Consider the following 22,423-nt stretch of genomic DNA (forward strand, 5'->3'; position numbering starts at 1 on the left):
GTATAGCTTGATTTCCTATATGCCCAAATTATACCGTGATTTTGATAAGTAATATTAAAGAAAGTCTTAAGAAAAAATTAAGATTAATTCTCCTATTTTCATAATATATTATTTCTTCCTATATTATAATCTCAAAATTATTTAAAATAAAAGGATCCTTTAACATATATCCTCTAATTTAAAAATCGACTTATACTTTATTTAAAAATTCTATATGGGTTTGCGATTGAAATTTAAACTTATAAGTAACATATAATGACAAAATTGAAAGAACATTTAAAAACTTTTCCATAAGTCTTGGCGAGGCATTTTAGAAAATCTTAGGAGCTTAGATATTCCTGAGGCACGAGTTTAGCTAAGGTTCTTAGATTTTCAAAATGCCAAGCTTTAGACTTATTAAAGTTCTTAACGTGATGAAATTTATCATTATATGATTCGATATAAGTTAACTTTCAATCTAGAAACTCTATATAAATTTTACTTAGAAAATATTAAAGGTTTTTTTCTTTCTGGTGGAGTCAATTTAATTTTCATATATCCCATACTCATGGTAGAAACCAATTCGTAGTTTTCAGGTACCCCATGTTTTTCTTTAAATTCTTTTGTATTTAATAGAGCTTCTGCAAATCCAATCCAGCAAGTCCCAATCCCCATGCTGTGGGCTGCAAGCATAATATTGCCTGCTGCAAGACTGCAGTCATAAACATGCCAGTGAGATTCTTTATTTCCGTAAATAACTAGCACTGTACCTGCATTATTAAATATATTATATTTAGGATTCTTTAACCAACTCTCATATTGACCTAAGTAAGGATATTTTTCAATATTTTTCAATAAATACTGTTTTGTAGCTTCAGATAAAGAATCTATTTCATCCTTGTCCTGAATAACTACAAATCCCCATGGTTCAAGACCTGAACCAGTTGAAGCTTTTGTTCCAAGCTCTATAAGATTAGTTATAGTTTCTTTAGATATTACTTCATCTGTATATGCTCGAACACTTCTTTTACCGCTAATGCATTCTAAAACTTCCATTTTATTACCCCTTTCAAGACCTGTTTTTTTAACTCAACCTTCAGATATACAAAGTTTTGATTAATAGTTAAGAATGAAGAATTAATAGTTAATGTGGATTTTTTTTCCGTTACACTACAAAAAATCTTTGATTAAGCTTTTCACTACTCGTTTTGCTAAAGCAAAATATTGCTGATTTATATAAATTTAAAGATTTTTTACGACAGCTAAAAATTATCCTTCACTATTAATTTTTCATTATTAATTCTTAATTTGCGAAGCTTTGCTTCGCAAAGTTTTTAAACTGTGAAAGTTGAGTTTTTAATAGTTAGTATTCTATGTTTCTAATTTCTTTATATTTTATTTTTCTTTTCTTGTCAATAAAAAATGCCAAAAAATTTATAAGAATAATTTTTATATATAATTCAAATAATTAAATTAATAACTATTTTTCAATAAAAAGTGAAGGTGATATTAATAATGGGTTATTATGGATATGGAATGATGGGATACGGCTGGGGACTTTTTATGATGATATGTATGATTGCCTTAACAATTTTAGCTGCTGTGGCTCTTATACGCTACCTTCATCAATCAAGTAAGCCAAATAACCAAATAGCTGGAAACAATAATGCCTTAAACATACTTAATGAAAGGTATGCCAGAGGAGAACTAACTGAAGAAGAATATAGAAACAAGAAAACTCAAATTCAATCATAAACAGAGTTCTTAGCATCAGATAGAGTTTTGACTCCACCTGACGCTTAGAAATCGTTATCCAGGGACGTAACTGCTCTTTACTCCCACTTGGAAAAGCTATACATTGCACATAAGTTTGGAATTTAATTGGTAAGTAACGTATACAGAGCCAAAACATACATTTGAACATTGATAAATAAATATATTAATATGCATATAAGATTAAATATTTCAGGAGGCTTATATGCATACTAATGATTGGGTACTACAGGAATTTAATGATGCACCTTTTGCAGATAATAGACTAAATGAAAGGTTAACTAAAATAGCTAATTCTTTCTACAAAAACCCTGAAAGTTCAATACCTCAGTCATGTAAAAGCTATGCTGCAACACAGGCAACATACAGATTCTTTAGTAACAATAGAGTTAAACCGGAGGCAATCCTAATGAGCCATAGAGAACAAACTATCGAGCGTATGAAAAAGTATGACACTGTCTTGGCAATACAAGATACCACCACATTAGATTATAAAGATCATCCTGCAACTAGAGGTTTAGGTATATGTGGTAACACAGAATATGACCTTGGGTTGTTAAATCATACTACCCTTGCAGTAACAGTAGAAGGTATCCCTCTTGGTATTTTATCAAGACATGTATGGACACGTGATCCAAAAAAACTTGGGAAACGGGTTACCAAACGTGAACGCTCTACATCAGATAAAGAAAGTCAAAAGTGGCTTGACGCTTTAGATTCAAGTCTCAAAGATGTTCCACAATACATAAATGTAGTTACTGTTTGTGATCGTGAAGCTGACGTTTATGATTTCTTCCATAAAGCAGTATCGGAAGAAAGAGATTTGCTCGTAAGAGTCACCCAAAAAAGGAGAGTTCTCGAAAACGGGAAGCATCTAATTCAAGAAATTGAGAGTAGTCCTGTAATGGGTCAAATCCTTACAAACATACCTAGAGACACTGAAAACAAACGTCCACCTAGAGAAGCTACATTATCTATCAAATATTGCCCTGTTACAATAAAACCTCCAGTTAATCGTAAAGATTCAAAGTTATTACCTAATCTTAAATTATATTTAGTTTTGGCAGAGGAGATAAATTCTCCCAAAGGAGTTAAACCTATATATTGGCTTCTTATAACAACATTGCTTGTAAAAAGCCTTGAACAAGCAGTTGAAAAAATCAAATGGTATAGGCAACGTTGGAAAATTGAACGTTATCATTATACTTTAAAAAGTGGTTGTAATATTGAGGAACTCCAATTAGAGACCTCAGAAAGCTTGCAAAACGCCCTTGCAATATATTCTATAGTGGCATGGAAGCTTCTTTGGTTAAAGCTCGAATCTGAGCAAAATCCAGAAGCAATATGCGATATAGTTCTGCAAGATCATGAGTGGCAAGCACTCCATTGCGTAATTAATCGAGTACCTATTCCACCAACTCAGCCTCCAACACTACAGGAAGCTGTACTTATGATAGCTAAATTAGGTGGATTTCTTGGTCGTAAAAGCGATGGTCAGCCAGGTGTAAAAGTTATATGGCGTGGTTTAATGCGCCTTAATGATATTGCACAAGGTTGGATTGCAGCTCGTTTACCAATTTCTTACCAATGATGTGTGCAATGTATAGCTTGGAAAAGCGGGAGTATTAGAGCAGGTAGTCATCGGATAACATTATATAAAAAATACCAGCAAAAATTACCTGGTATTTTTTAATTACATCTCTATTATTTCTCTTTCATCTTTTCTGCAAAAATAGCATCAAGCTGTTCTAAAAAATTAATTATATCTGAAAATATTGCTGACTTTTGGGATGACTGCATATTTAAATCACTAATTTCATTTTTTACAACTTTTGAAGAGTTAATTATGTTCCTTATATCATTTGATATTTCTTCAACTTCTTTCTCATTGCTGCTTATAGAACTGCTAATTTCTCCCGATCTTTCTTTTACTTCCTTAGATGAATTAAGAATTTCCGTAAAAACTTGTTCTGTACTTTCTGCCGAGGATATTCCTTCCTTTAAAGCTGAACTAGAATTTTTTATAGCTCCAGATAATTTACCCAAGTTGTCATTCATACCTGACATCTTTCTATTTATGCCTTCCACCAATTCTTTAGTTGAATCTGCAAGTTTTCCAACTTCTCCAGCAACAACTGCAAATCCTTTTCCTGCTTCTCCAGCCCTTGCTGCTTCAATATTAGCATTTAACGCCAGAAGATTTGTCTCATTAGCTATATCACTGATATTGCTTGATAATTCTCCTATATCATTAAAAGAACTTTCAAGTGTCTTAAACATATCGGCAAATTCATTCATACTGCTTTGAATATTACTCATTTTTTTCTCTAAATCACCAACAATAACTTTGGCATCATCTAAAGATTTTATGGAATTATCTGCAGCTGCATTTATATTATTCGAACTTGTCGAAAAATAACTGAAATTATCATTGAAGTTATTTAGCACATCTTCTATTTTACTTATACTTTGAGAAACTTGATTAAATGTATTTGAAACATCATATACAGCCTTTGATATTGTAATTTCACTATCCATAAGATTGGACATTCTTTCTTGTATATAATTCAAACTATAATTAATATATTTATTCTCATCAATATCAACATTTGACTTAGCTTTGCTTTTTTCACTGCAGCTGCTATCTACCATATCCACTTCTTCATTTCTTTTAAATATTTTAAGCATATATGTCCTCCCTTGTATTTATTCAAAAACACCAATTACCATAGTTTGATTAAAATGATAATCCCCCATTTGTTCGCCATAGCTTGCAAATCCTACATAATCTCCAAGTTCACCTAATTGTTTTGCAAATTTCTCTGCAAAACCTTCCTTTTCAAAAAGCATGGTTCTCGCAATACAATTGATCACTATCGCACATGAGATATGATCAAAATCATTGTTTATTTTAGATATGGTGGATTTTAATATTTCTTTATAATTATCCGGTTCAAGTAAAACCACAGTGGTGTTTTTATATAGTCTGCTGTAATAGGAAATTGCTCTATCGTCAATTAGATTCCTATTTGCTGAAATGTATAGATCATTACCTACAACTCTTCCCAGCGGATGAGTATCAAATAGTTCTTTAATACTACTTACAGGAACATTTAAACTTTCAGCAAGGACTTCAGCACAGGGTCTTTCATTGAGCTCATACACAATCCTCTGTTTCGGATCTACTTTAGTAGCCACAAAAGAGTGATTTGTCTTCTTAAATATATTTTCCTGATATATTTTTATTCTTCCACTCAAGTTTCTGATTAACACAAATACACAATTATTAGTATATACCTTTCCATTTAATCCTACATAAGTAGTTTGGAACTCTCCATCATCTGCTGAGGTACCTCCAAATAAAGGTATTTCATATACTTCTAATAAAGAATTAATAGTTGACAGAACTTTCTCTTCACTATTGGTTGTCCCCACACAGAATTCAAGACATACTGCATTTTCCGTATTCTTTAATTTACTTATGGAATCCTGCAGTCTCTGAATATATTTTACTGGATACTTGTCTATATCTTCAATTACACCAGCAGAACATTCTATGCCATTTTCAAAACTCATAGCAAGCAATGCACCACTCGTAAGTCCATATTTACAAATTTCTTTGTATGCAGAAGCACCAATTAATATGGAATTGGGAAATTTATTGTGCAACAATTTGGTAAATTGTTCAAACCTACCTTTACTCGTATAGTAAATTATCAACTTAGGATTAACAAAATCTTGAGTAGCTTCATCTAATGCTGATTGGAGATTATTAGACATTCCTCTTCCAACTTTGGTTTTAATCATCTTTCAATCTTCCTTTCTCAAAGTATATCCTCATATGGTAATATTACTTTTTTTATAATATAAAGTAAACTCAATTAAGACCTCTACTTTGTAAATTTTTCTTAACAATAAAAAAAGATTACCTTTTTAACTATATACAAATCATTAAAAAGTAATCTTTTCATTAAGTAAATATTTCTTTTACATATCTTTATTAGAATATATCTTAAGGGATATAGAATAGGAAATTAGCATAACTAAAATTGCTATCAAAAGTAATATAACAGGCAAATACTGCAAAATAATATGTATATATTGTATAGATAAAGGAGAAAATCTTAATTTAGCAAATTTGGATTTGACAATAACTACTCCAGCAGGTGCTAAAAAAACTAAAAGTATAAGCATACGTAATTTCTCAACCCCAAATTTATAAATAGCAGGTAACATAAGACTTACAAACAAAAAACCACCTGCCATAGCTGCTCCATTGATTGTAAATATTTCTATTACATCTAAGCTATGTTTATTAATTCCCTGAGCAAAACTCAAAGCTGTTGCCAGTACTGCTCCGGTAAAAATTACAATAATGGAAACTAAATATTTTGAAAGGACTACATCTCTTCTTGTAACAGGCATGGCAAGTGCATATTTATCCCACTTTGCTGTATTGTCGTACGCCATAGTATTTACAATAAGTGTACTTCCTATAAATATTATAAATACATCCCAGACATCCATATTAATGCCCTGTAAAAAATAAAATAAGCTGAAGACCACAATTGCAATAAGTAAAGATTTTCCACTGTTTTTTAAGTTATACAAATCTTTTAAAATCAACCCATTCATTATTTATCACCCCTAATATAAATCAACATAATATTTTATCTATCGTAAGACTTGTACAACTCATTTAAAATCATATTAATACGTAAAAATGAATAAATTAAACATTTTACATATCTTTATTACTATATATCTTTACGGATATGGAATAGGAAACTACTATAATTAAAATTGTTATTAAAAGTACTATAACAGGCAAATACTGTAAAATAATGTTCATATATTGTACAGCTAAAGGGCTAAGCTTTAATTTTGCAAATTTAGATCTTCCAAGCATTATTACAGCAAAAGGTATAATGAATATTACAAATATGAAAATACGTGATTTCTCTACTCCGAACTTATAAACAATAGGTAATATAAAACTTATAAATAGAAATCCCATTGCCAGTATAATTCCAGTAACTGACAATATCCCCATAGCATCTAAATTATGTCTATAAATTTCCTGGGCAAAGCATAAAGCTACCGATATTGCTGCCCCCATAAGACTTGATATAATAGAAACCAGATATTTTGAGAAGACTACATCTTTCCTTGCAACCGGCATGGTAAGTGCATATTTGTCCCACTTTGCTATGTTATCGTACGACATAGTATTTATAACAAGCATACTTGCAAAAAGTATTGTATAACCAGTTAAAAATCCTATGTTATTCTGTGAAAAAGATACAAAACTAAACACTACAAGCACAAAAATTATACTTTTGCCATTGTTTTTTAAATTATATAGATCTCAACTTTCGCACATAAAAATTAAGGCGAAAGCCTTCAGAATAAACACATAAAGCAAAAAAACATTCCTTTTGGTATAATAGAATTGCTAAAAACACCACACCAAAGAAAGGAATGTTTCTTATGAATACTATTATATCAAATGATACTACTGATAAACAATTTAATTTTACTATAAATAGATTTTTTAAAGACAACAAAATTGGACATATACTTAGGCAATGCAATTTTTCTAAAGAAAAAGGATTTTCATGTATTAAAATATTTCAATATATTTTTATGCTTGTTTTTACTGGAAAAAACTTATTTAGAAACTTGGAGTCTGGAAAAAATAATCAATTTTCAAAGGATACTGTATATAGATTTCTTAATTCACCAAACTTTAATTGGAGAAAGTTTTTGTTTTTACTTTCTTCATCAATCATAAAAAATATTATTGTACCACTTACTTCAAAAGATAGAGTTAATGTACTTGTAGTTGATGACTCTTTATACAGTAGGTGCAGGAGCAAATCTGTTGAACTTCTTGCAAGAGTTCATGACCATGTTGAACATAAATATGTCAAAGGCTTTCGCCTTCTCACCCTTGGTTGGTCAGATGGCAATACTTTTTTACCTCTTGCTTTCACTCTGCTTTCTTCCGAAAAGGAGAAAAACAGACTTTGTCCTGAAAACCACAATATTGATAAAAGAACCAATGGTTCTAAACTTCGTAAGGAGGCTGTTTTAAAGTCACCTGAGGTTATGATTAGTTTACTTAAACAAGTTTCAAAATATGCTATTCCTGCATCATATGTTCTTTTTGACAGTTGGTTTACGTACCCAAAAACTCTTATACAGATTTTAGAACTCAAACTTAATACTATTGCTATGGTCAAAGCAATGCCAAGGGTTTACTACAATTACAACGGTAAGTTATTGAACCTTAAAAATCTCTATGCTAATTTAAGAAAAAAGCGTGGTAAGGCAAAAATTCTTTCTTCTGTTATTGTAGGTATTGGCTCTGACAAAAATAGTAATGAGGTAAAAGCAAAAATTGTATTTGTAAGAGATAGAAACAGAAGTAGAAAATGGCTTGCTTTAATTTCTACAAATATATCCTTAGATGACAATGAGATAATAAGAATTTATGGAAAACGCTGGGATATAGAGGTTTTCTTTAAAATGAACAAGTCTTTTCTAAAACTCGCTAAAGAGTTTCAAGGGCGTTCTTATGATTCCATGGTTTCACATACTTCTATAGTTTTTACCAGATACATTATGCTTACTTTAGAGAGCCGTAAGAATAATGACGTTAGAACTATTGGTGGTTTTTTTTATCAATGCTGTGATGAACTTCAAGATATCCAATTTTGTGAAGTAATGAATATTATTATAGATATTCTAAAAAGTGTATTAACTGAAAAACTTCTTCTTTCAAAGAACGTTATTGACTCAATAATAGATAGTTTTATTGCTGCTTTGCCTTGTTATATCAAGGAGAAATTAGTCTTTTTGTCCTGCGAAAGTTGAGTATAGATCTTTTAAAATTAAACCCCTCATTATTTATCACCCCTAATATAAAATAGCATGACATCTTCTATAGAAGTGTTGTCCACCACAAGTTTTGGATGCTTCTTTATAAAATCATATTTGTCATTTATTAAAACCTCATACCCAAATTGATTTTTTCTGTAATTTATAAATTCTTCTTTAGAAAGATTATTAAAATCTGAAGTTCCACATTTCAATATACCCATATTTTCTCTCAAATCATCTTTGCTTTTGCTAAAAACTACCTGTCCATCGTGAATGAAAGTAATGTAATCTGCTATCTTATCAAGGTCGCTGGTTACATGAGATGATAACAAAATAGAATGTTCTTCATCTTGAATAAAATCCAAAAATATATCAAGAATTTCTTCCCTGGCAACAGGGTCAAGGCCTCCTGTTGCCTCATCCAAAATCAGAAGTTTTGGCTTATGAGCCAGTGCAGCAGCAATACACAATTTCATTTTCATTCCCCTTGAAAATTCTTTTACAATTTTATCTTTAGGTACTTGAAATTTATCCAGGTAGCTAAAAAAGAGATTGCTGTCCCACTGTTTATAAATCTTTGCCATAAATTTTGAAATGTTTTTTGCATTTAAAGTGTCATGAAAATTACTTTCATCAAAAACTACACCAATCTGTTCTTTTATATACTTTTCATCTTTTATATTGTCATGATCGAGTATTTTTATCTCTCCACTTTCCCTGCTAATCAAATTTAAAATAGCTTTTAATGTAGTAGTTTTTCCTGCACCATTCTCACCTATAAATCCTACGATACTGCCTTTAGGTACAGAAAATGAAACATTTTTCAAGCTAAAATTTTTATAAATTTTGTTTAATCCCCTAACACTTATTGCTTCATCCATAATTATTCTCCTTTATATAATAATTTTAGAATATCTTCTAGTTCCTCATAACTAATGCCACTTACCTTTGCAAGATCCACAGCTTTTTGTAAATGTTCTTCTGCAAGGCGCAGCTGTTCTTCTTTTATAATCTCCATATTCTTGCCTGCTACAAAACTTCCCTTTCCCTTTACTGTTTCAATAAAGCCATCTCTCTCTAAATCTGTGTAGGCACGTTTTGTAGTTATAACACTGATCCTCAGTTCTTTAGCCAAAAGCCTCATGCTGGGCAGAGCATATCCTTCAGCCAAGGAACCTCTTATAATCATGTTTTTTATTTGGGCTGATATTTGTTCATAAATTGGTTTATCGCTGGAGTTGCTTATGATGATATCCAACTAATCACCCCTTATCTTAAATTATGTATTTCATGTATATTGTATATATCATATATATACAATATAGCAATATGTACTCTCTGTCAATAGTAAACTAAAAAAATTTCCTACTGAAGTTGTAACTGAAGTAGGAATTTTTTATACTTAAATATTTTCTTCTTCAAGCATTCGCATAAGTTCATTTAAATCATGAAAATTTAATATACCTTTAAGATAATCCAGCACTATCTTAGCTTCAACAGCTTTTAATTTTTCCACAGCCTCTTCTGTTTTTGGATAATTAACTATAACTTTTATGGTCATAACCATACCCCTTTTAGCATTTTTATCATAATATGAGATTAATTTTAAAAGGTGATTAATATTATATAAATAGATGGGGGTGATAATCATAATAAGGGCTGCCATATATTCAAGGAAATCAAAATTCACAGACAAAGGTGAATCCATAGGAAACCAGGTAGATATGTGCCAGGAATATTTAAACCGGATGTATGATAATATTAAAGAAATAAAGATATATGAAGATGAAGGCTTTAGTGGTTCTAATGTTAAAAGACCTCAATTTCAAAAATTAATGGCAGATATAAAAAAGAAAAAATTTACACACTTAATATGCTACAGACTTGATAGAATATCAAGAAATGTAGCTGATTTTGCAGGTACTCTTGAAATTCTAAATAAATGCAATGTATCTTTCATTTCCATTAAGGAACAATTTGACACATCTTCCGCCATGGGCAGAGCCATGATGAACATAGCTGCAGTATTTGCTCAACTAGAAAGAGAAACTATAGCAGAAAGAGTACGGGATAATATGCTGGAACTTGCTAAAACAGGTAGATGGCTCGGAGGTACTCCACCTCTTGGATTTGAATCTGAACCTATAAAATATGCAAATTCTAATGGTAAAGGGAAAAAAATGTTTAAGTTAAGCAATGTATCAGCTGAAATAAATCTGGTAAAATTCATTTATAAACTATACTTGAGTAAAAAAAATTTTAGTTCCACTGCAAGTTATCTTTGTAAAAATGAGTACAAAGGTAAAAACGGTGGAGAATTTTCCCGGGGCACTGTACAACAAATAATACTAAATCCTGTATACTGTACAGCAGATGAAAGAATATTTAACTGGTTTAAAAGTAAAGGAGCTATAACTTGTGGAATCCCTGACGGAAAGCACGGACTTATGGTATATAATAAAAAAGCAGGAGGCAAAAAAGAAAACTCTATAGATAAATGGATTGTATCTGTGGGAAAACATGAGTCCGTTGTGAGTTCTGATATATGGGTAAAGTGTCACGATATACTAGAGGAAAGTAAGCAAAAATCTTCTCCTCGCTATGGTACTGGCAGAAAATTTTTGCTTTCAGGGATGATTATTTGTGGTGAATGCGGCTCAGGCATGTCCTCCTGGTCTCATTACAATAAAAAGAAAGATTTCTTAGAACGCTATTACCGATGCAATTTAAAAAATAGAGCCAGCAGCAGATGCAAAAATAAAATGCTAAATGCCTATAAGGCAGAAGAATACGTAGAAAAATATTTTTTGCATTTGGATATATCTGCACTTTTACGTATTTATAAATCAGATCCGTCAAATAAGGTGAACAAATATAAGTGTTCCAAACAAATACTTATATTTAAAAAAAAGATTGATGCTAATAACAAAATTCTTAAAGGTTTGATTAGAAAATTCTCCCTTCTGGATGACAATATAGATATTTTGCAAATAATAAAAAAAGAAATGTCTGATATAAAAAAAGAAAATGAGGATTTGGAAAATAAAATAACTAAATTATCAACTTCTACAAATTCAACTGTATGTTCTGAAAAATTTTTAAATTCAATAAAAGATCAGCTTTTGGATTTTAAAAAGTTCTTTGCTTCAATGGATATTGATAGTAAAAAATTGCTTTTAAATTCTTTAATAAAAAATATAGTTTGGTATGGTAAAGACAAAATTTTACAAATAAATCTTATTGGATGTGATAATAATATTAAGAAGACGTAATCTCACAGCTTGCGTCTTCTTGTGTTTTTGATATGGCAGCTTCTGCACCCTGACCTGTTGTTAGATCTATATTTATCCCCTGCTCTTTAAACATTCCCTTATTTATTGCCACATACATAGGCGCATAAAATACAGACCTCGCTACCTCATTCAATTTTACTGTAACTAATGCCTTGCTATCTTTTTTGCCACCGCATCCCGTAAAAATAGTAACTATAAATATAAAGGAGAGTAAAATACAACTTATGCAAAACTTCTTTCTAGTCATAAAATCCTCCAAAAACATTAATATTTATATTATTAATATGAAGGATACTACAATTATGTTAAAATGTTTAGAAATTCTATCATCTCTATAGAATTTCTAAACAAAAAATCAACTCATACCTCAGACAATTCAAAAGTTCTAAGTTTTTACGAATTTTTTTCTAAGACTTATATGCAAAATATTTAAAAGAGCTTCTTTATTGTAAAAATATGCTTGCTTATAAGTTGATTTTTAAGTTAGAAAACCCATAATTTTATAGAATGTTTAATTTTACACTTATGGAGTTTTCTAATTGAAATTTAAACTTATACACAAAATGAAATTTGTCATTTCATGATTTGTATAAGGTAACTTTCAAGCTAGAACCCTATATTATTTAGTTCCACTTTGTACGAGCACTGCTTTAGGCACTAATTTCTCTTTCCGTTTCTGAGTAGGAGCTTCGTTTTCCATAGATTTAAATGCCACAGATAGCATAAGTTTTAATCTATTTAACTGATTTACTTCACTTGCTCCTGGATCATAGTCTATAGCAGCAATATTACTTCCCTTGTATCTTCTCTTTAATTCCTTTATCATTCCCTTACCTGTTACATGATTAGGCAGACATGCAAAAGGCTGCATACATACGATATTTTTTGTTCCACTTCTTATAAGTTCTATCATCTCAGCAGTCAAGAACCAACCTTCACCTGTTTGATTTCCTATAGAAAGCACTTTAGAAGCATACTTTGCCAGTTCTTCAATGTCTGATGGAGGAGTGAACCTTTTACTATTTTCAAGGGCTTTTCGCATATGCCTTCTAAAATATTCAATACATTTAATTGCCCATTTATTTATGATATTGTCCTTGTAACTTCCCGCCAAATATTTATATTTGAATTCAGCATCATAAGCACAATACAAAAGAAAATCTGTCAAGTCCGGAACTACTGCTTCCGCACCTTCCTTTTCCAAAACATCTACAATATTGTTATTAGCTGTAGGATGGAACTTAACTAATATCTCCCCTACTACTCCAACTTTAGGCTTTTTAACTTTATTTAATTCAAGATTGTCGAAGTCTTCTACTATGCTGTATATATTTTTTTTAAATTCACTGTGACTTCCACTTTTAACACTTTCCTTACACTTATCAACCCATTTTCTATAAAGGGTATTTGCAGACCCCGGTATCTTTTCATAAGGCCTTACTTTGTACAACACTCTCATAAACAAGTCTCCATATAAAAGTGCAATCATAGCCTTATTTACAAGTCCAATGGTAATTTTAAATCCTGGATTTTTTTCTAATCCCACTGTGTTTAGGGATATTACAGGTATATTTTCCATACCAGCTTCTCTAAGTGCTTTTCTTAAGAAACCTATATAGTTCGTAGCCCTACATCCTCCCCCTGTTTGAGAAATTATTAAAGAAGTATTATTTAAGTCATATTTTCCAGATTTTAATGCCTCTATCATTTGTCCCACTACTATTATGGAAGGATAACAAGCATCGTTATTTACATATTTAAGTCCCTCATCTACTGCTTTCTTATCTACAGAAGGTAACACCTCCAGGTTATATCCAGATGCTTTAAAAGCTTCCTGCAGAAATTGAAAATGTATAGGTGACATCTGAGGACACAATATAGTATGCTTTTTCCTCATTTCTTCAGTAAACAGTACTTTTTTATAATCAGTTCCAACTTTATGAGGTTTAAAACCAGATTTATCTCTCTCTTCAATAGCTGCCTTAAGAGAACGCATTCTTATTTTAACAGCCCCCAAATTACTACCCTCATCAATTTTAAGTACTGTATATATCTTTCCGTATTTATTTAATATTTCCTGAGTTTGATCTGTAGTTACTGCATCTAATCCACAGCCAAAGGAATTTAATTGTACAAGCTCTATATTGTCCTGTTTAGCTACAAAACTTGCTGCAGCATATAATCTAGAATGATATACCCACTGATCTACTACCCTTAAAGGTCTTTCTACTACTCCAAGGTGTGCCACAGAATCCTCAGTAAGTACTGCCATACCGTAAGATGTTATTATATTAGGTATACCATGATTTATTTCCGGATCAATATGATAAGGTCTTCCTGCAAGTACTATGCCCTTTTTACCTGTATCTTTAAGATATTTTATTACTTCTTCACCTTTTGATCTTATATCATTTTTTACCTTTCTACTCTCTTCAAAAGCTTTTGCCACTGCAGAGGATATTTCCTTTTGAGGTATATTAAACTCTTTAAGTTCTTCTCCAAGTCTCTCTGCGAGCTTGGGTTCGTTATTCAAAGACAAGAATGGATTTTTGAAATTAATATCTTTCTCCTTTAGTATATCCATATTGTTTTTTATAACTTCAGGATAAGATGTTACTATAGGACAGTTATAGTTATTATCTGCATTTTCTTGTTCTTTTTTCTCATAAGGTATACATGGATAGAATATAAAATTTACTCCTCTATTTATAAGGTCCATTATATGTCCGTGGACCATCTTTCCAGGATAGCAAACTGACTCAGAAGGTATTGTTTCTATTCCAAGTTCGTAAATTCTCTTTGATGAACGGGAAGATATTTCTACTCTAAATCCCAGATCAGTGAAAAATGTAAACCAAAATGGATAATTTTCGTATAAATTTAACACTCGAGGTATCCCTACTATCCCTCTTTTTGCCTCGCTCTTTTTAAGAGGAATGTAATTAAATATTCTTTTATACTTATAGGCAAAAACATCAGGCACATCTTGACTTTTACGTTCTAATCCTGCACCTCTTTCACACCTGTTTCCAGATATAAATTCTTTTCCATCGGAAAATTTATTTACAGTTAAAAGACAGTTGTTAGCACACTTTCCGCATCTTCTCATAGATACTTCTGATGTAAAATTGCCTAGCTCATTTTCACTTAAAAGTGTACTTTCACACCCAGCCTGATGTCTTTCCTTTGCAATAATTGCAGATCCAAAAGCTCCCATAAGCCCTGCTATATCAGGTCTTACTACTTCCCTGTCAGATATGATTTCAAAGGCTCTAAGTACAGCATCGTTATAAAAAGTTCCCCCTTGTACTATTACCTTTTCTCCAAATTCTTTTGAATTTCTCATCTTTATTACTTTAAATAAAGCATTCTTTATAATTGAATAAGAAAGTCCTGCAGATATATCTCCTACTGAAGCTCCTTCTTTTTGAGCTTGTTTAACTCTCGAATTCATAAATACAGTACACCTGGAACCCAAATCCACAGGTTTTTGGGAAGTTTCTGCAGCTTTTGCAAAGTCTTCTACACTCATATTAAGTGATTTAGCAAAAGTCTCTAAGAAAGATCCACATCCAGATGAGCAGGCTTCATTTAAAATTACGCTGTCAATTACCTTGTCCTTAACCTTCAAACATTTCATATCCTGTCCACCAATATCCAGTATAAAATCTACTCCAGGCTGGAAAAATTCTGCTGCCTTATAGTGGGCAATAGTTTCAACTTCGCCTATATCTACATGCAGTGCTGCTTTTATAAGATTTTCTCCATAACCTGTAACTGCTGAGCTTACTATATGTGCACCTTCAGGCATCTTTTTGTATAGATCCTTTAATATTCTTACAGACGACTTTAAAGGGCTGCCTTCATTACCCTTATAGAAAGAATAAAGTAAATTTCCTTCTTCATCTATAAGTGCCGCCTTAGTTGTAGTTGAGCCTGCATCTATTCCAAGATAACAGTTTCCTCTAAATGTATTCAAGTTCGCTCTTTTTACCACACTGGTACTGTGTCTTTTCTTAAACTCATTTAATTCATTCTCATCTTTAAATAATGGCCTTATAGTTTGTATTTCATCTGCTGAAGAATTGCTTAAATTAGGAAGCCTGTCTACTAAATCTTCAGCAGAAATAACTTTTCCATTTTTAGAAGAAATAGCTGCTCCAAGTGCTACAAACAATTGAGGATTCTCAGGAAAAATCACCTGCCTATCCGTAAGCTTTAAAGTTTCTATAAATCTTTTTCTAAGTTCTGATAAAAAATACAGTGGCCCACCTAGGAATGCCACATTACCTTTTATAACTTTTCCGCAAGCAAGTCCACTTATTGTCTGATTTACAACTGATTGAAATACAGATACTGCAATATCTTCTTTTGCAGCTCCCTCATTTAAAAGAGGTTGTATATCAGTTTTGGCAAATACACCACACCTTGCTGCTATAGGATAAATCACTTTGTAATTTTTAGCTAATTCATTTAGTCCCTGCGCATCTGTTTGAAGAAGAGATGCCATTTGGTCTATAAATGCACCAGTTCCACCTGCACAAGTTCCATTCATTCTTTGATCAATTCCACCATCAAAAAAGGTTATCTTGGCATCTTCACCACCTAATTCTATTGCCACATCCGTCTCCGGTATAAATTGTTCTATAGTATTAGTGCAAGCTACTACTTCTTGAATAAACGGTATGTCAAGCCACTTAGATACAGATAACCCACCTGAACCCGTAACCATTACAGTGATATTTGAATCCTTTAATTTTTCATAGGCATCTTTAATAACTTTAGCTATAGTACTTTTTATATCAGAAAAATGTCTTTGGTATTTATGATATACTATACTATCTTTAATATCTGATATAACTATTTTTACTGTAGTTGAACCTACATCAAGACCTACATGAAATAAATTTTTCATAAGCAATCACCTTTTAATAAAATAATAATTTGAAATAGTACATTGATATTGTAATATATTTTCACCTAACAATAAACAGGAAATAATAGCTTTTATCCATATGCTTTATAGCATGTGCCATCACAACCCATATTTAGAAAATAATTCTACGAATATGCCGCATAGTTACAATACAATTTGGATTTAAACTGTGTTTAAACCTAATTCAGTAATTATATTATAACACATGTTACCCCTTAATTAATTTTAAGTTTAAAATACTACCATAATATAAATTAATATGTGAGTATTTTCATAGTTATGTGTTGAATTTTGTGCTGTTATCGTCTTTTCGTCAGGAACAATAAATTACGAGCCTTCATATAATAAATCATAGTTTGTAATAAGACATTTGAAAGAAAATGCCTAAGCCTAATAAATGCCAATTAATAACTGTAAACTGGCGGGAGATGATATTTTGAGTAAATTAACAGTAAAAGATGTATTTATGAACTACCATTCACTTAAAGGATTTACTAAAGCCTTGACTGATATAAACTTTTCCGTAGAAGAAGGAGAATTTTTAAGCATAGTAGGTCCATCAGGCTGTGGAAAAACTACACTTTTAAATATAATAGCAGGTCTTATAAAGCCTTCTTGTGGTGAAATATTTATAGACAATGAACCCTTAGCTTCTGCTTCTTCAAAACTTGGATATATGTTTCAAAGAGATCACCTATTTGAATGGTCCAGCGTGTGGAACAATATAACTCTTGGTATAAGAATACAACATAAATCACCAGACTTATACAAAGACAAGTTAAATTCCTTACTTAAAAATTATGGTCTTATGGACTTTGTAAATTATTATCCAGACGAATTATCAGGGGGAATGCGTCAAAAGGTTGCCTTAATAAGAACTCTTGCCTTAAATCCTGAAGTTCTACTTTTAGATGAGCCTTTCTCAGCACTGGATTATCAGACTAGATTAAATATAAGCGATGAAATATTTAAAATATTGAAGAGGGAAAGAAAAACAGTCATAATGGTAACCCACGATATATCAGAGGCTATATCTATGTCAAATAGAATAGTAGTACTTTCAAAAAGGCCTGCTAAAATTAAAAAAATATTTGATATAACTTTCAGTGAATCTTATAATTCTCCTTTAAAATGCAGGGAAGATCCAGAATTTAGAATCTACTTTAACAGCATATGGAAGGAGTTGAATTATTAATGTTGGATTACAACAAGGAACACCAAATATATATAAATAATATAGTAACTAGAAAGAAGAAAGTTATATTAAGCAGATTTATAATTTTAATAGCTTTTTTTGCATTATGGGAAATAGCAGGCGACCTTGGATGGATAGATCCTTTTCTAACCAGTACACCCTCTAGAATGTGGAAAAACCTTATAAAGCTCTATGCAGAAGGAACTCTATTTAGACATATTGGCATAACTTGTTATGAAACCATACTGGGATTTTTACTTAGCACAGTTCTTGGAACTATAATTGCCATACTTCTCTGGTGGTCTGACTTCATTTCAGATGTACTTGACCCTTATATAGTTGTATTAAATGCACTTCCTAAAATTGCCTTAGCACCTATAATAATATTTTGGGCAGGAAATGGTATGTCAACTATCATTGTAATCACCATATTAATTTCAGTAATTGTAACCATAATAAATGTATTTCATGGATTTAAAATTGTAGATAGAGATAAAATCAGGCTTCTAAAGACCTTTGGAGCTTCAAAACTTCAAGTTCTCATTTACCTTATAATACCTTCTTCAGTACCTACTTTAATATCTGCTTTAAAAATAAATGTAGGCCTGTCCTGGGTTGGCGTAATAATGGGAGAATTCCTAGTAGCAAAAGAAGGCCTTGGTTTCTTAATCATATACGGAGGTCAGATATCACAGTTAGATACAGTAATGGTCAGCATAATCATACTTTCAATTTTAGCTTACCTAATGTACAGAGCAGTAGAACTTGCAGAGAAAAAGCTGACAAAAATAATGCTTCATTAAATTGCAGGATTGTAAAAAATTAATAGTTAAGAATGAAGAATTAATAGTTAATGTGGATTTTTTTCCGTTATACTGCAAAAAATCTTTGATTAAGTTTTTCACCACTCGTTTCGCTAAAGCGGAACATTGCTGATTTATATAAATTTAAAGATTTTTTGCGACAGCTAAAAATCATCTTTCATTATTAATTCTTCATTATTAATTCTTAACTTGTGAAACTTTGCTTCGCAACGTTTTTATAACCTTCAATCCATTATTGCCATGGTTTATGCAAAATTCTCAAACATTGGTTCAATATACCCTTTAATAAATTTTAATCTATCTTTAGCACGTGGTATAAAAAGAGAAGCAATAGCTACTATCATTTTTTTCTTCGTATTGACATAAATCACATTTCCACCATCGCCCATAGCTGCATAAGCATGTTCTTTGTCATCAATAATCCACCACAGATAGCCATACGACAGCTTCCACTGCTTACATATGCTATGTTCCTTTGTACTCTCATTTATCCAATCTGACGAAATAATTTGTTTACCCTTCCATATTCCCTTATCTAAATATAATTGACCTACCTTTGCCATATCCGTGGTAGTCAGATTAAGACCCCATCCTGCTGTATTTACTCCAGCCCTGTCAGCAACCCATCCTCTAACATTTTTTTCTTTATACCAGTCAAGTTGTTCCTTCTTATTATGAAAGACTATATTGCCTTCCACATGAATATCCAGTGGTAAAAATAAATATTTTGCTGCAAAATCAAGTACAGATTGTCCAGTTGTTTTTGCAAGAATACCAGACAAAATATCTGGGCCTATGAGAGGAGTGTATCTAAATTCTCCTATTTTTCCTTTGCCTCCTAATAAATCAAGTGCACTATTTACCCAGTTATCGCTTGCAAAATATTCTGTGTAGGGTTCTGACTTATATTTATACGGAGCTGTCATTGTAAGCATATCCTTAAGTGTAACATTCTGTATCGTCTTTTCTCCTCTTTTAACTGTATAATCGGGAAAAAAATCCAGTATTTTTTGGTTAATACTTTTGATATATTCTCTATCTATGGCAATGCCAATCAATATAGAAACAATACTTTTGGTAACTGAAAAAACATGGAAAGTACTAGCAGCATTACATTCGTTAAAGTAGTTTTCATATAGTATTTTACTATTTTTTAACACTATCATTCCTCCAATATTGTTATAGCTGCTATTTATTATCTTTTCCATTTTCGTCTTCAAGAGCATATAAGATACCTCCCTGTCTTGGAATTTGGATTAGCTGTAAGCTGTTCTGGTGTTCCTTTCGCAATTATCTCGCCACCCATATCTCCACCTTCTGGACCAAGTTCAATAATATAATCACAGTTTTTTAATACATCTATATTGTGTTCAATGATAATCACTGAATTTCCATTCGTAACTAGATGATCTAATAGTTTTAGCAACAATGCCGTATCATACATGCTAAGCCCGGTTGTTGGTTCATCCAGTACATAAAGCATATTTCCCCCCCGTTGCTTCCCCAGTTCTTTGGCAAGTTTGACTCTCTGCGCCTCACCACCACTTAATGAAGAAGTTGGCTGACCAAGTGTTAAATATCCCATGCCCATATGATCTAAGATATGCAGCGGTTTTGCAATGTTGCTTTGATCTGCAAAGAAAAAAACAGCTTCTATAATACTCATCTCTAACACATCCGTAATGGTTTTTTCTTTATATTTCACCAAAAGACTCTCTTCCTGAAATCGCTTGCCGTGACACGTAGGACAGAGCTTATCAACAGAAAAATTTGAGGTCAAAAATATTCTTTCATATCCACTCCCTCCGCAGTCCGGACATGCCCCTTTGGAATGAAACGAAAAATATCCAGCATTCATGTTTCTTATTTTTGCTTCCGGTTGTTTTGCAAAAAGCTCGCGGATTTTATCCCAGATTCCTATATAGGAGGCAGGTGTAGAAATGGCACTTTTTCCAATAGGCTCCTGCGATATCTTGGCAAAACTGCTTATCCGTTCTACCCCAGTTATACCAGATGCATGACCATATTTTCTGGCACTAGTAATGCGTTTTAATAAAGTGTCTTCTATCAAAGAACTCTTTCCACTCCCAGATAGCCCTGCAATTCCAACCATAACATGAAGTGGAAATGCTACTGTAAGGTCCTTTAAGCAATGAATATTAGCATGTTTTAGGATTATACAGTCTTTCTTATCAAATGTATCTGTTCTACTCTCACATTGTGGCATATCACATTTGTGAGAAAGCTACTTGCTAAGCAGTGTATCTGCTTTTACATAGTCTTTATAGTCCCCCTGGTAGACTACTGTTCCACCTTCTATACCTGCTTTCGGACCAATTTCTATTATATGATCAGCCTGACTAATCATCTCTTTATCATGCTCCACCACAATCACTGTATTACCAAGATCTCTTAATTCCTTTATCGCTTCAATCATGCTTTGCTTCTCAGATGGATGTAATCCTGCCATTGGTTCATCAAAGACATAAATCAGTGAATCTAGTTTTGACTCCAGGTGAAGATGAAGAAAGATGCGCTGCACCTCTCCACCACTTAAGGATGACATCTCACGATAAAGAGTTAGATGTCCCAAGCGAAACTTAATCAGCTGATTTAATTTCCGCCTCACATTTTTTATTGCATTCTTACTAAACTGGGAAAGTTCTTCTCCAGGTATTCCATTTAGATAATCAAGGAGACCTGCCAGTGTCATCTGTGCCAGTTCACCAATCCGCTTTCCATGAAAAAAGACTTTTCTCGCATCATCGCCTACCCTTTCACCATGGCAATCTGGGCAGATAATTTTCACATAAACTTCCTCCACATCCTCACCTTTTTCATAAGCATTTCTTAGTATCCGTTCTAAGCAGTAGCTTTGCTTCCCATTATCATACGTTCCATAAACCACTTCGTCTTGAATATCTTCTGGAAGCTGCCAAAATGAGGTATCAAAATACATACCGTATTTCTTCTTTAAAATCCGTAAGAAACCACTGGTTACCTTAAGACTATCATAAACCTCTAATAACGTTGTTGTTTTATCTGGAACTAACTGCTTAAGATTGATATCATAATAAGAACCTCTTCCTTTACAGCTAATACACATTCCATCAGCCGTTGTATAAAGAAATAAACTTGGAGATAGATGTTCCATATGCTCATCCAAAATTTTTCCATCACTGGCATAGATAAGAGCCAGCTGATTTAGAATTCCAGTCTTTGTGCCCACTGTAGAACGTGGATTACTCTGCCTTATGGTGTTCTGGTGTACCGCCACCGTTGGACCAATTCCCTCAATCGTATCGAACCGATCCTCGTTATCAAGTCCAGCCATAATGCCAATCGACCGTAGATACTGGTTCTTACCTTCTTCAAACAAAATATCAAATGCAAGACTGGATTTTCCAGAACCACTGATGCCTGTAATGACTACCAGTTCATGCTTAGGAATCGTTAAATCAATATTTTTTAGATTATGAATTCGTGCTCCATGAATGTTGATTTGTTCCATATACTCACCCCAAATAGATTTTAAGCA

19 protein-coding genes are annotated in these 22,423 nt (G+C 32.2%); 6 read left to right on the forward strand and 13 right to left on the reverse strand.

The window, feature by feature from the left end; translation table 11 throughout:
- Window positions 1–477: 477 nt before the first annotated feature.
- The gene (locus B5S50_RS07045) at window positions 478–1,035 is read right to left on the reverse strand and encodes a nitroreductase family protein (RefSeq protein ID WP_217303458.1); all 558 of its coding nucleotides are present in this window, start codon (window positions 1,033–1,035) and stop codon (window positions 478–480) included.
- A gap of 459 nt (window positions 1,036–1,494) precedes the next feature.
- On the opposite strand from B5S50_RS07045, the gene B5S50_RS07050 reads away from it, so the two are divergent.
- Window positions 1,495–1,734, forward strand: coding sequence for an SHOCT domain-containing protein (locus tag B5S50_RS07050; RefSeq protein ID WP_242872079.1), 240 nt, complete (start codon window positions 1,495–1,497; stop codon window positions 1,732–1,734).
- A 223-nt stretch (window positions 1,735–1,957) separates the two neighbouring features.
- On the forward strand, window positions 1,958–3,343 hold the full coding sequence (locus B5S50_RS07055; RefSeq protein WP_217302042.1) for an IS4 family transposase: 1,386 nt from the start codon (window positions 1,958–1,960) through the stop codon (window positions 3,341–3,343).
- A 113-nt stretch (window positions 3,344–3,456) separates the two neighbouring features.
- Here B5S50_RS07055 and B5S50_RS07060 read toward each other — a convergent pair whose 3' ends face one another.
- The 4 genes from B5S50_RS07060 to B5S50_RS07075 form a co-directional block, all read right to left on the reverse strand.
- Complete coding sequence (locus B5S50_RS07060) at window positions 3,457–4,440, reverse strand: methyl-accepting chemotaxis protein (protein ID WP_217303459.1); 984 nt, start codon at window positions 4,438–4,440, stop codon at window positions 3,457–3,459.
- Window positions 4,441–4,458: 18 nt separating this feature from the next.
- Complete coding sequence (locus B5S50_RS07065; protein ID WP_217303460.1) at window positions 4,459–5,559, reverse strand: FIST signal transduction protein; 1,101 nt, start codon at window positions 5,557–5,559, stop codon at window positions 4,459–4,461.
- A 180-nt stretch (window positions 5,560–5,739) separates the two neighbouring features.
- Window positions 5,740–6,387 (reverse strand): ABC-2 transporter permease, encoded by a 648-nt coding sequence (locus tag B5S50_RS07070; RefSeq protein WP_217303461.1) that lies wholly within the window; start codon window positions 6,385–6,387, stop codon window positions 5,740–5,742.
- A gap of 106 nt (window positions 6,388–6,493) precedes the next feature.
- Window positions 6,494–7,078 (reverse strand): ABC-2 transporter permease, encoded by a 585-nt coding sequence (locus tag B5S50_RS07075; RefSeq protein ID WP_254306729.1) that lies wholly within the window; start codon window positions 7,076–7,078, stop codon window positions 6,494–6,496.
- Window positions 7,079–7,242: 164 nt separating this feature from the next.
- Here B5S50_RS07075 and B5S50_RS07080 point away from each other — a divergent pair, with 164 nt between their 5' ends.
- On the forward strand, window positions 7,243–8,631 hold the full coding sequence (locus tag B5S50_RS07080; protein ID WP_217302540.1) for a transposase: 1,389 nt from the start codon (window positions 7,243–7,245) through the stop codon (window positions 8,629–8,631).
- 29 nt (window positions 8,632–8,660) lie between these two features.
- On the opposite strand, the gene B5S50_RS07085 is transcribed toward B5S50_RS07080, so the two are convergent.
- The 3 genes from B5S50_RS07085 to B5S50_RS07095 all read right to left on the reverse strand — a co-directional run bounded on the left by B5S50_RS07085 (window position 8,661) and on the right by B5S50_RS07095 (window position 10,198).
- Window positions 8,661–9,518: an ABC transporter ATP-binding protein gene (locus B5S50_RS07085; RefSeq protein ID WP_217303462.1), complete on the reverse strand. Its 858-nt coding sequence runs from the start codon at window positions 9,516–9,518 to the stop codon at window positions 8,661–8,663.
- Between the two features lie 2 nt (window positions 9,519–9,520).
- Entirely contained in the window at window positions 9,521–9,895 is a 375-nt protein-coding gene (locus tag B5S50_RS07090; protein ID WP_065076987.1) for a GntR family transcriptional regulator, read from the reverse strand.
- A gap of 144 nt (window positions 9,896–10,039) precedes the next feature.
- Window positions 10,040–10,198 carry a hypothetical protein gene (locus B5S50_RS07095; RefSeq protein ID WP_154104924.1) on the reverse strand — a complete coding sequence of 53 codons (159 nt, stop codon included), beginning with the start codon at window positions 10,196–10,198 and terminating at the stop codon, window positions 10,040–10,042.
- 73 nt (window positions 10,199–10,271) lie between these two features.
- Between B5S50_RS07095 and B5S50_RS07100 the strand changes: the two genes are divergently transcribed.
- The gene (locus B5S50_RS07100; protein WP_217303463.1) at window positions 10,272–11,909 is read left to right on the forward strand and encodes a recombinase family protein; all 1,638 of its coding nucleotides are present in this window, start codon (window positions 10,272–10,274) and stop codon (window positions 11,907–11,909) included.
- Here B5S50_RS07100 and B5S50_RS07105 read toward each other — a convergent pair.
- Window positions 11,896–12,177: an ABC transporter substrate-binding protein gene (locus B5S50_RS07105; protein WP_065076988.1), complete on the reverse strand. Its 282-nt coding sequence runs from the start codon at window positions 12,175–12,177 to the stop codon at window positions 11,896–11,898. The two genes, B5S50_RS07100 and B5S50_RS07105, sit on opposite strands and share 14 nt — an antisense overlap.
- A gap of 372 nt (window positions 12,178–12,549) precedes the next feature.
- Entirely contained in the window at window positions 12,550–16,845 is a 4,296-nt protein-coding gene (locus tag B5S50_RS07110) for a 2-hydroxyacyl-CoA dehydratase (RefSeq protein ID WP_065076989.1), read from the reverse strand.
- 457 nt (window positions 16,846–17,302) lie between these two features.
- Here B5S50_RS07110 and B5S50_RS07115 point away from each other — a divergent pair, with 457 nt between their 5' ends.
- Window positions 17,303–18,061, forward strand: coding sequence for an ABC transporter ATP-binding protein (locus tag B5S50_RS07115; RefSeq protein ID WP_065076990.1), 759 nt, complete (start codon window positions 17,303–17,305; stop codon window positions 18,059–18,061).
- Entirely contained in the window at window positions 18,061–18,864 is an 804-nt protein-coding gene (locus B5S50_RS07120) for an ABC transporter permease (RefSeq protein ID WP_065076991.1), read from the forward strand. Before B5S50_RS07115 ends, B5S50_RS07120 begins: the two co-directional genes overlap by 1 nt.
- A 266-nt stretch (window positions 18,865–19,130) precedes the next feature.
- Here the strand turns inward: B5S50_RS07120 and B5S50_RS07125 are convergent, their stop codons facing one another.
- The 3 genes from B5S50_RS07125 to B5S50_RS21535 are packed head-to-tail and all read right to left on the reverse strand — an operon-like array spanning window position 19,131 to window position 22,396.
- Window positions 19,131–20,111 carry a serine hydrolase gene (locus B5S50_RS07125; protein WP_065076992.1) on the reverse strand — a complete coding sequence of 327 codons (981 nt, stop codon included), beginning with the start codon at window positions 20,109–20,111 and terminating at the stop codon, window positions 19,131–19,133.
- Window positions 20,102–21,112 (reverse strand): ATP-binding cassette domain-containing protein, encoded by a 1,011-nt coding sequence (locus B5S50_RS21530; protein ID WP_254306730.1) that lies wholly within the window; start codon window positions 21,110–21,112, stop codon window positions 20,102–20,104. The genes B5S50_RS07125 and B5S50_RS21530 overlap by 10 nt, the downstream gene beginning before the upstream one ends.
- Before the next feature lie 18 nt (window positions 21,113–21,130).
- Window positions 21,131–22,396 carry a hypothetical protein gene (locus B5S50_RS21535; RefSeq protein WP_254306731.1) on the reverse strand — a complete coding sequence of 422 codons (1,266 nt, stop codon included), beginning with the start codon at window positions 22,394–22,396 and terminating at the stop codon, window positions 21,131–21,133.
- Between the last annotated feature and the right edge of the window lie 27 nt (window positions 22,397–22,423).

It is taken from the genome of Clostridium sp. 001, from assembly GCF_019056555.1.
Taxonomy (GTDB): Bacteria; Bacillota; Clostridia; order Clostridiales; family Clostridiaceae; genus Clostridium_B; species Clostridium_B ragsdalei.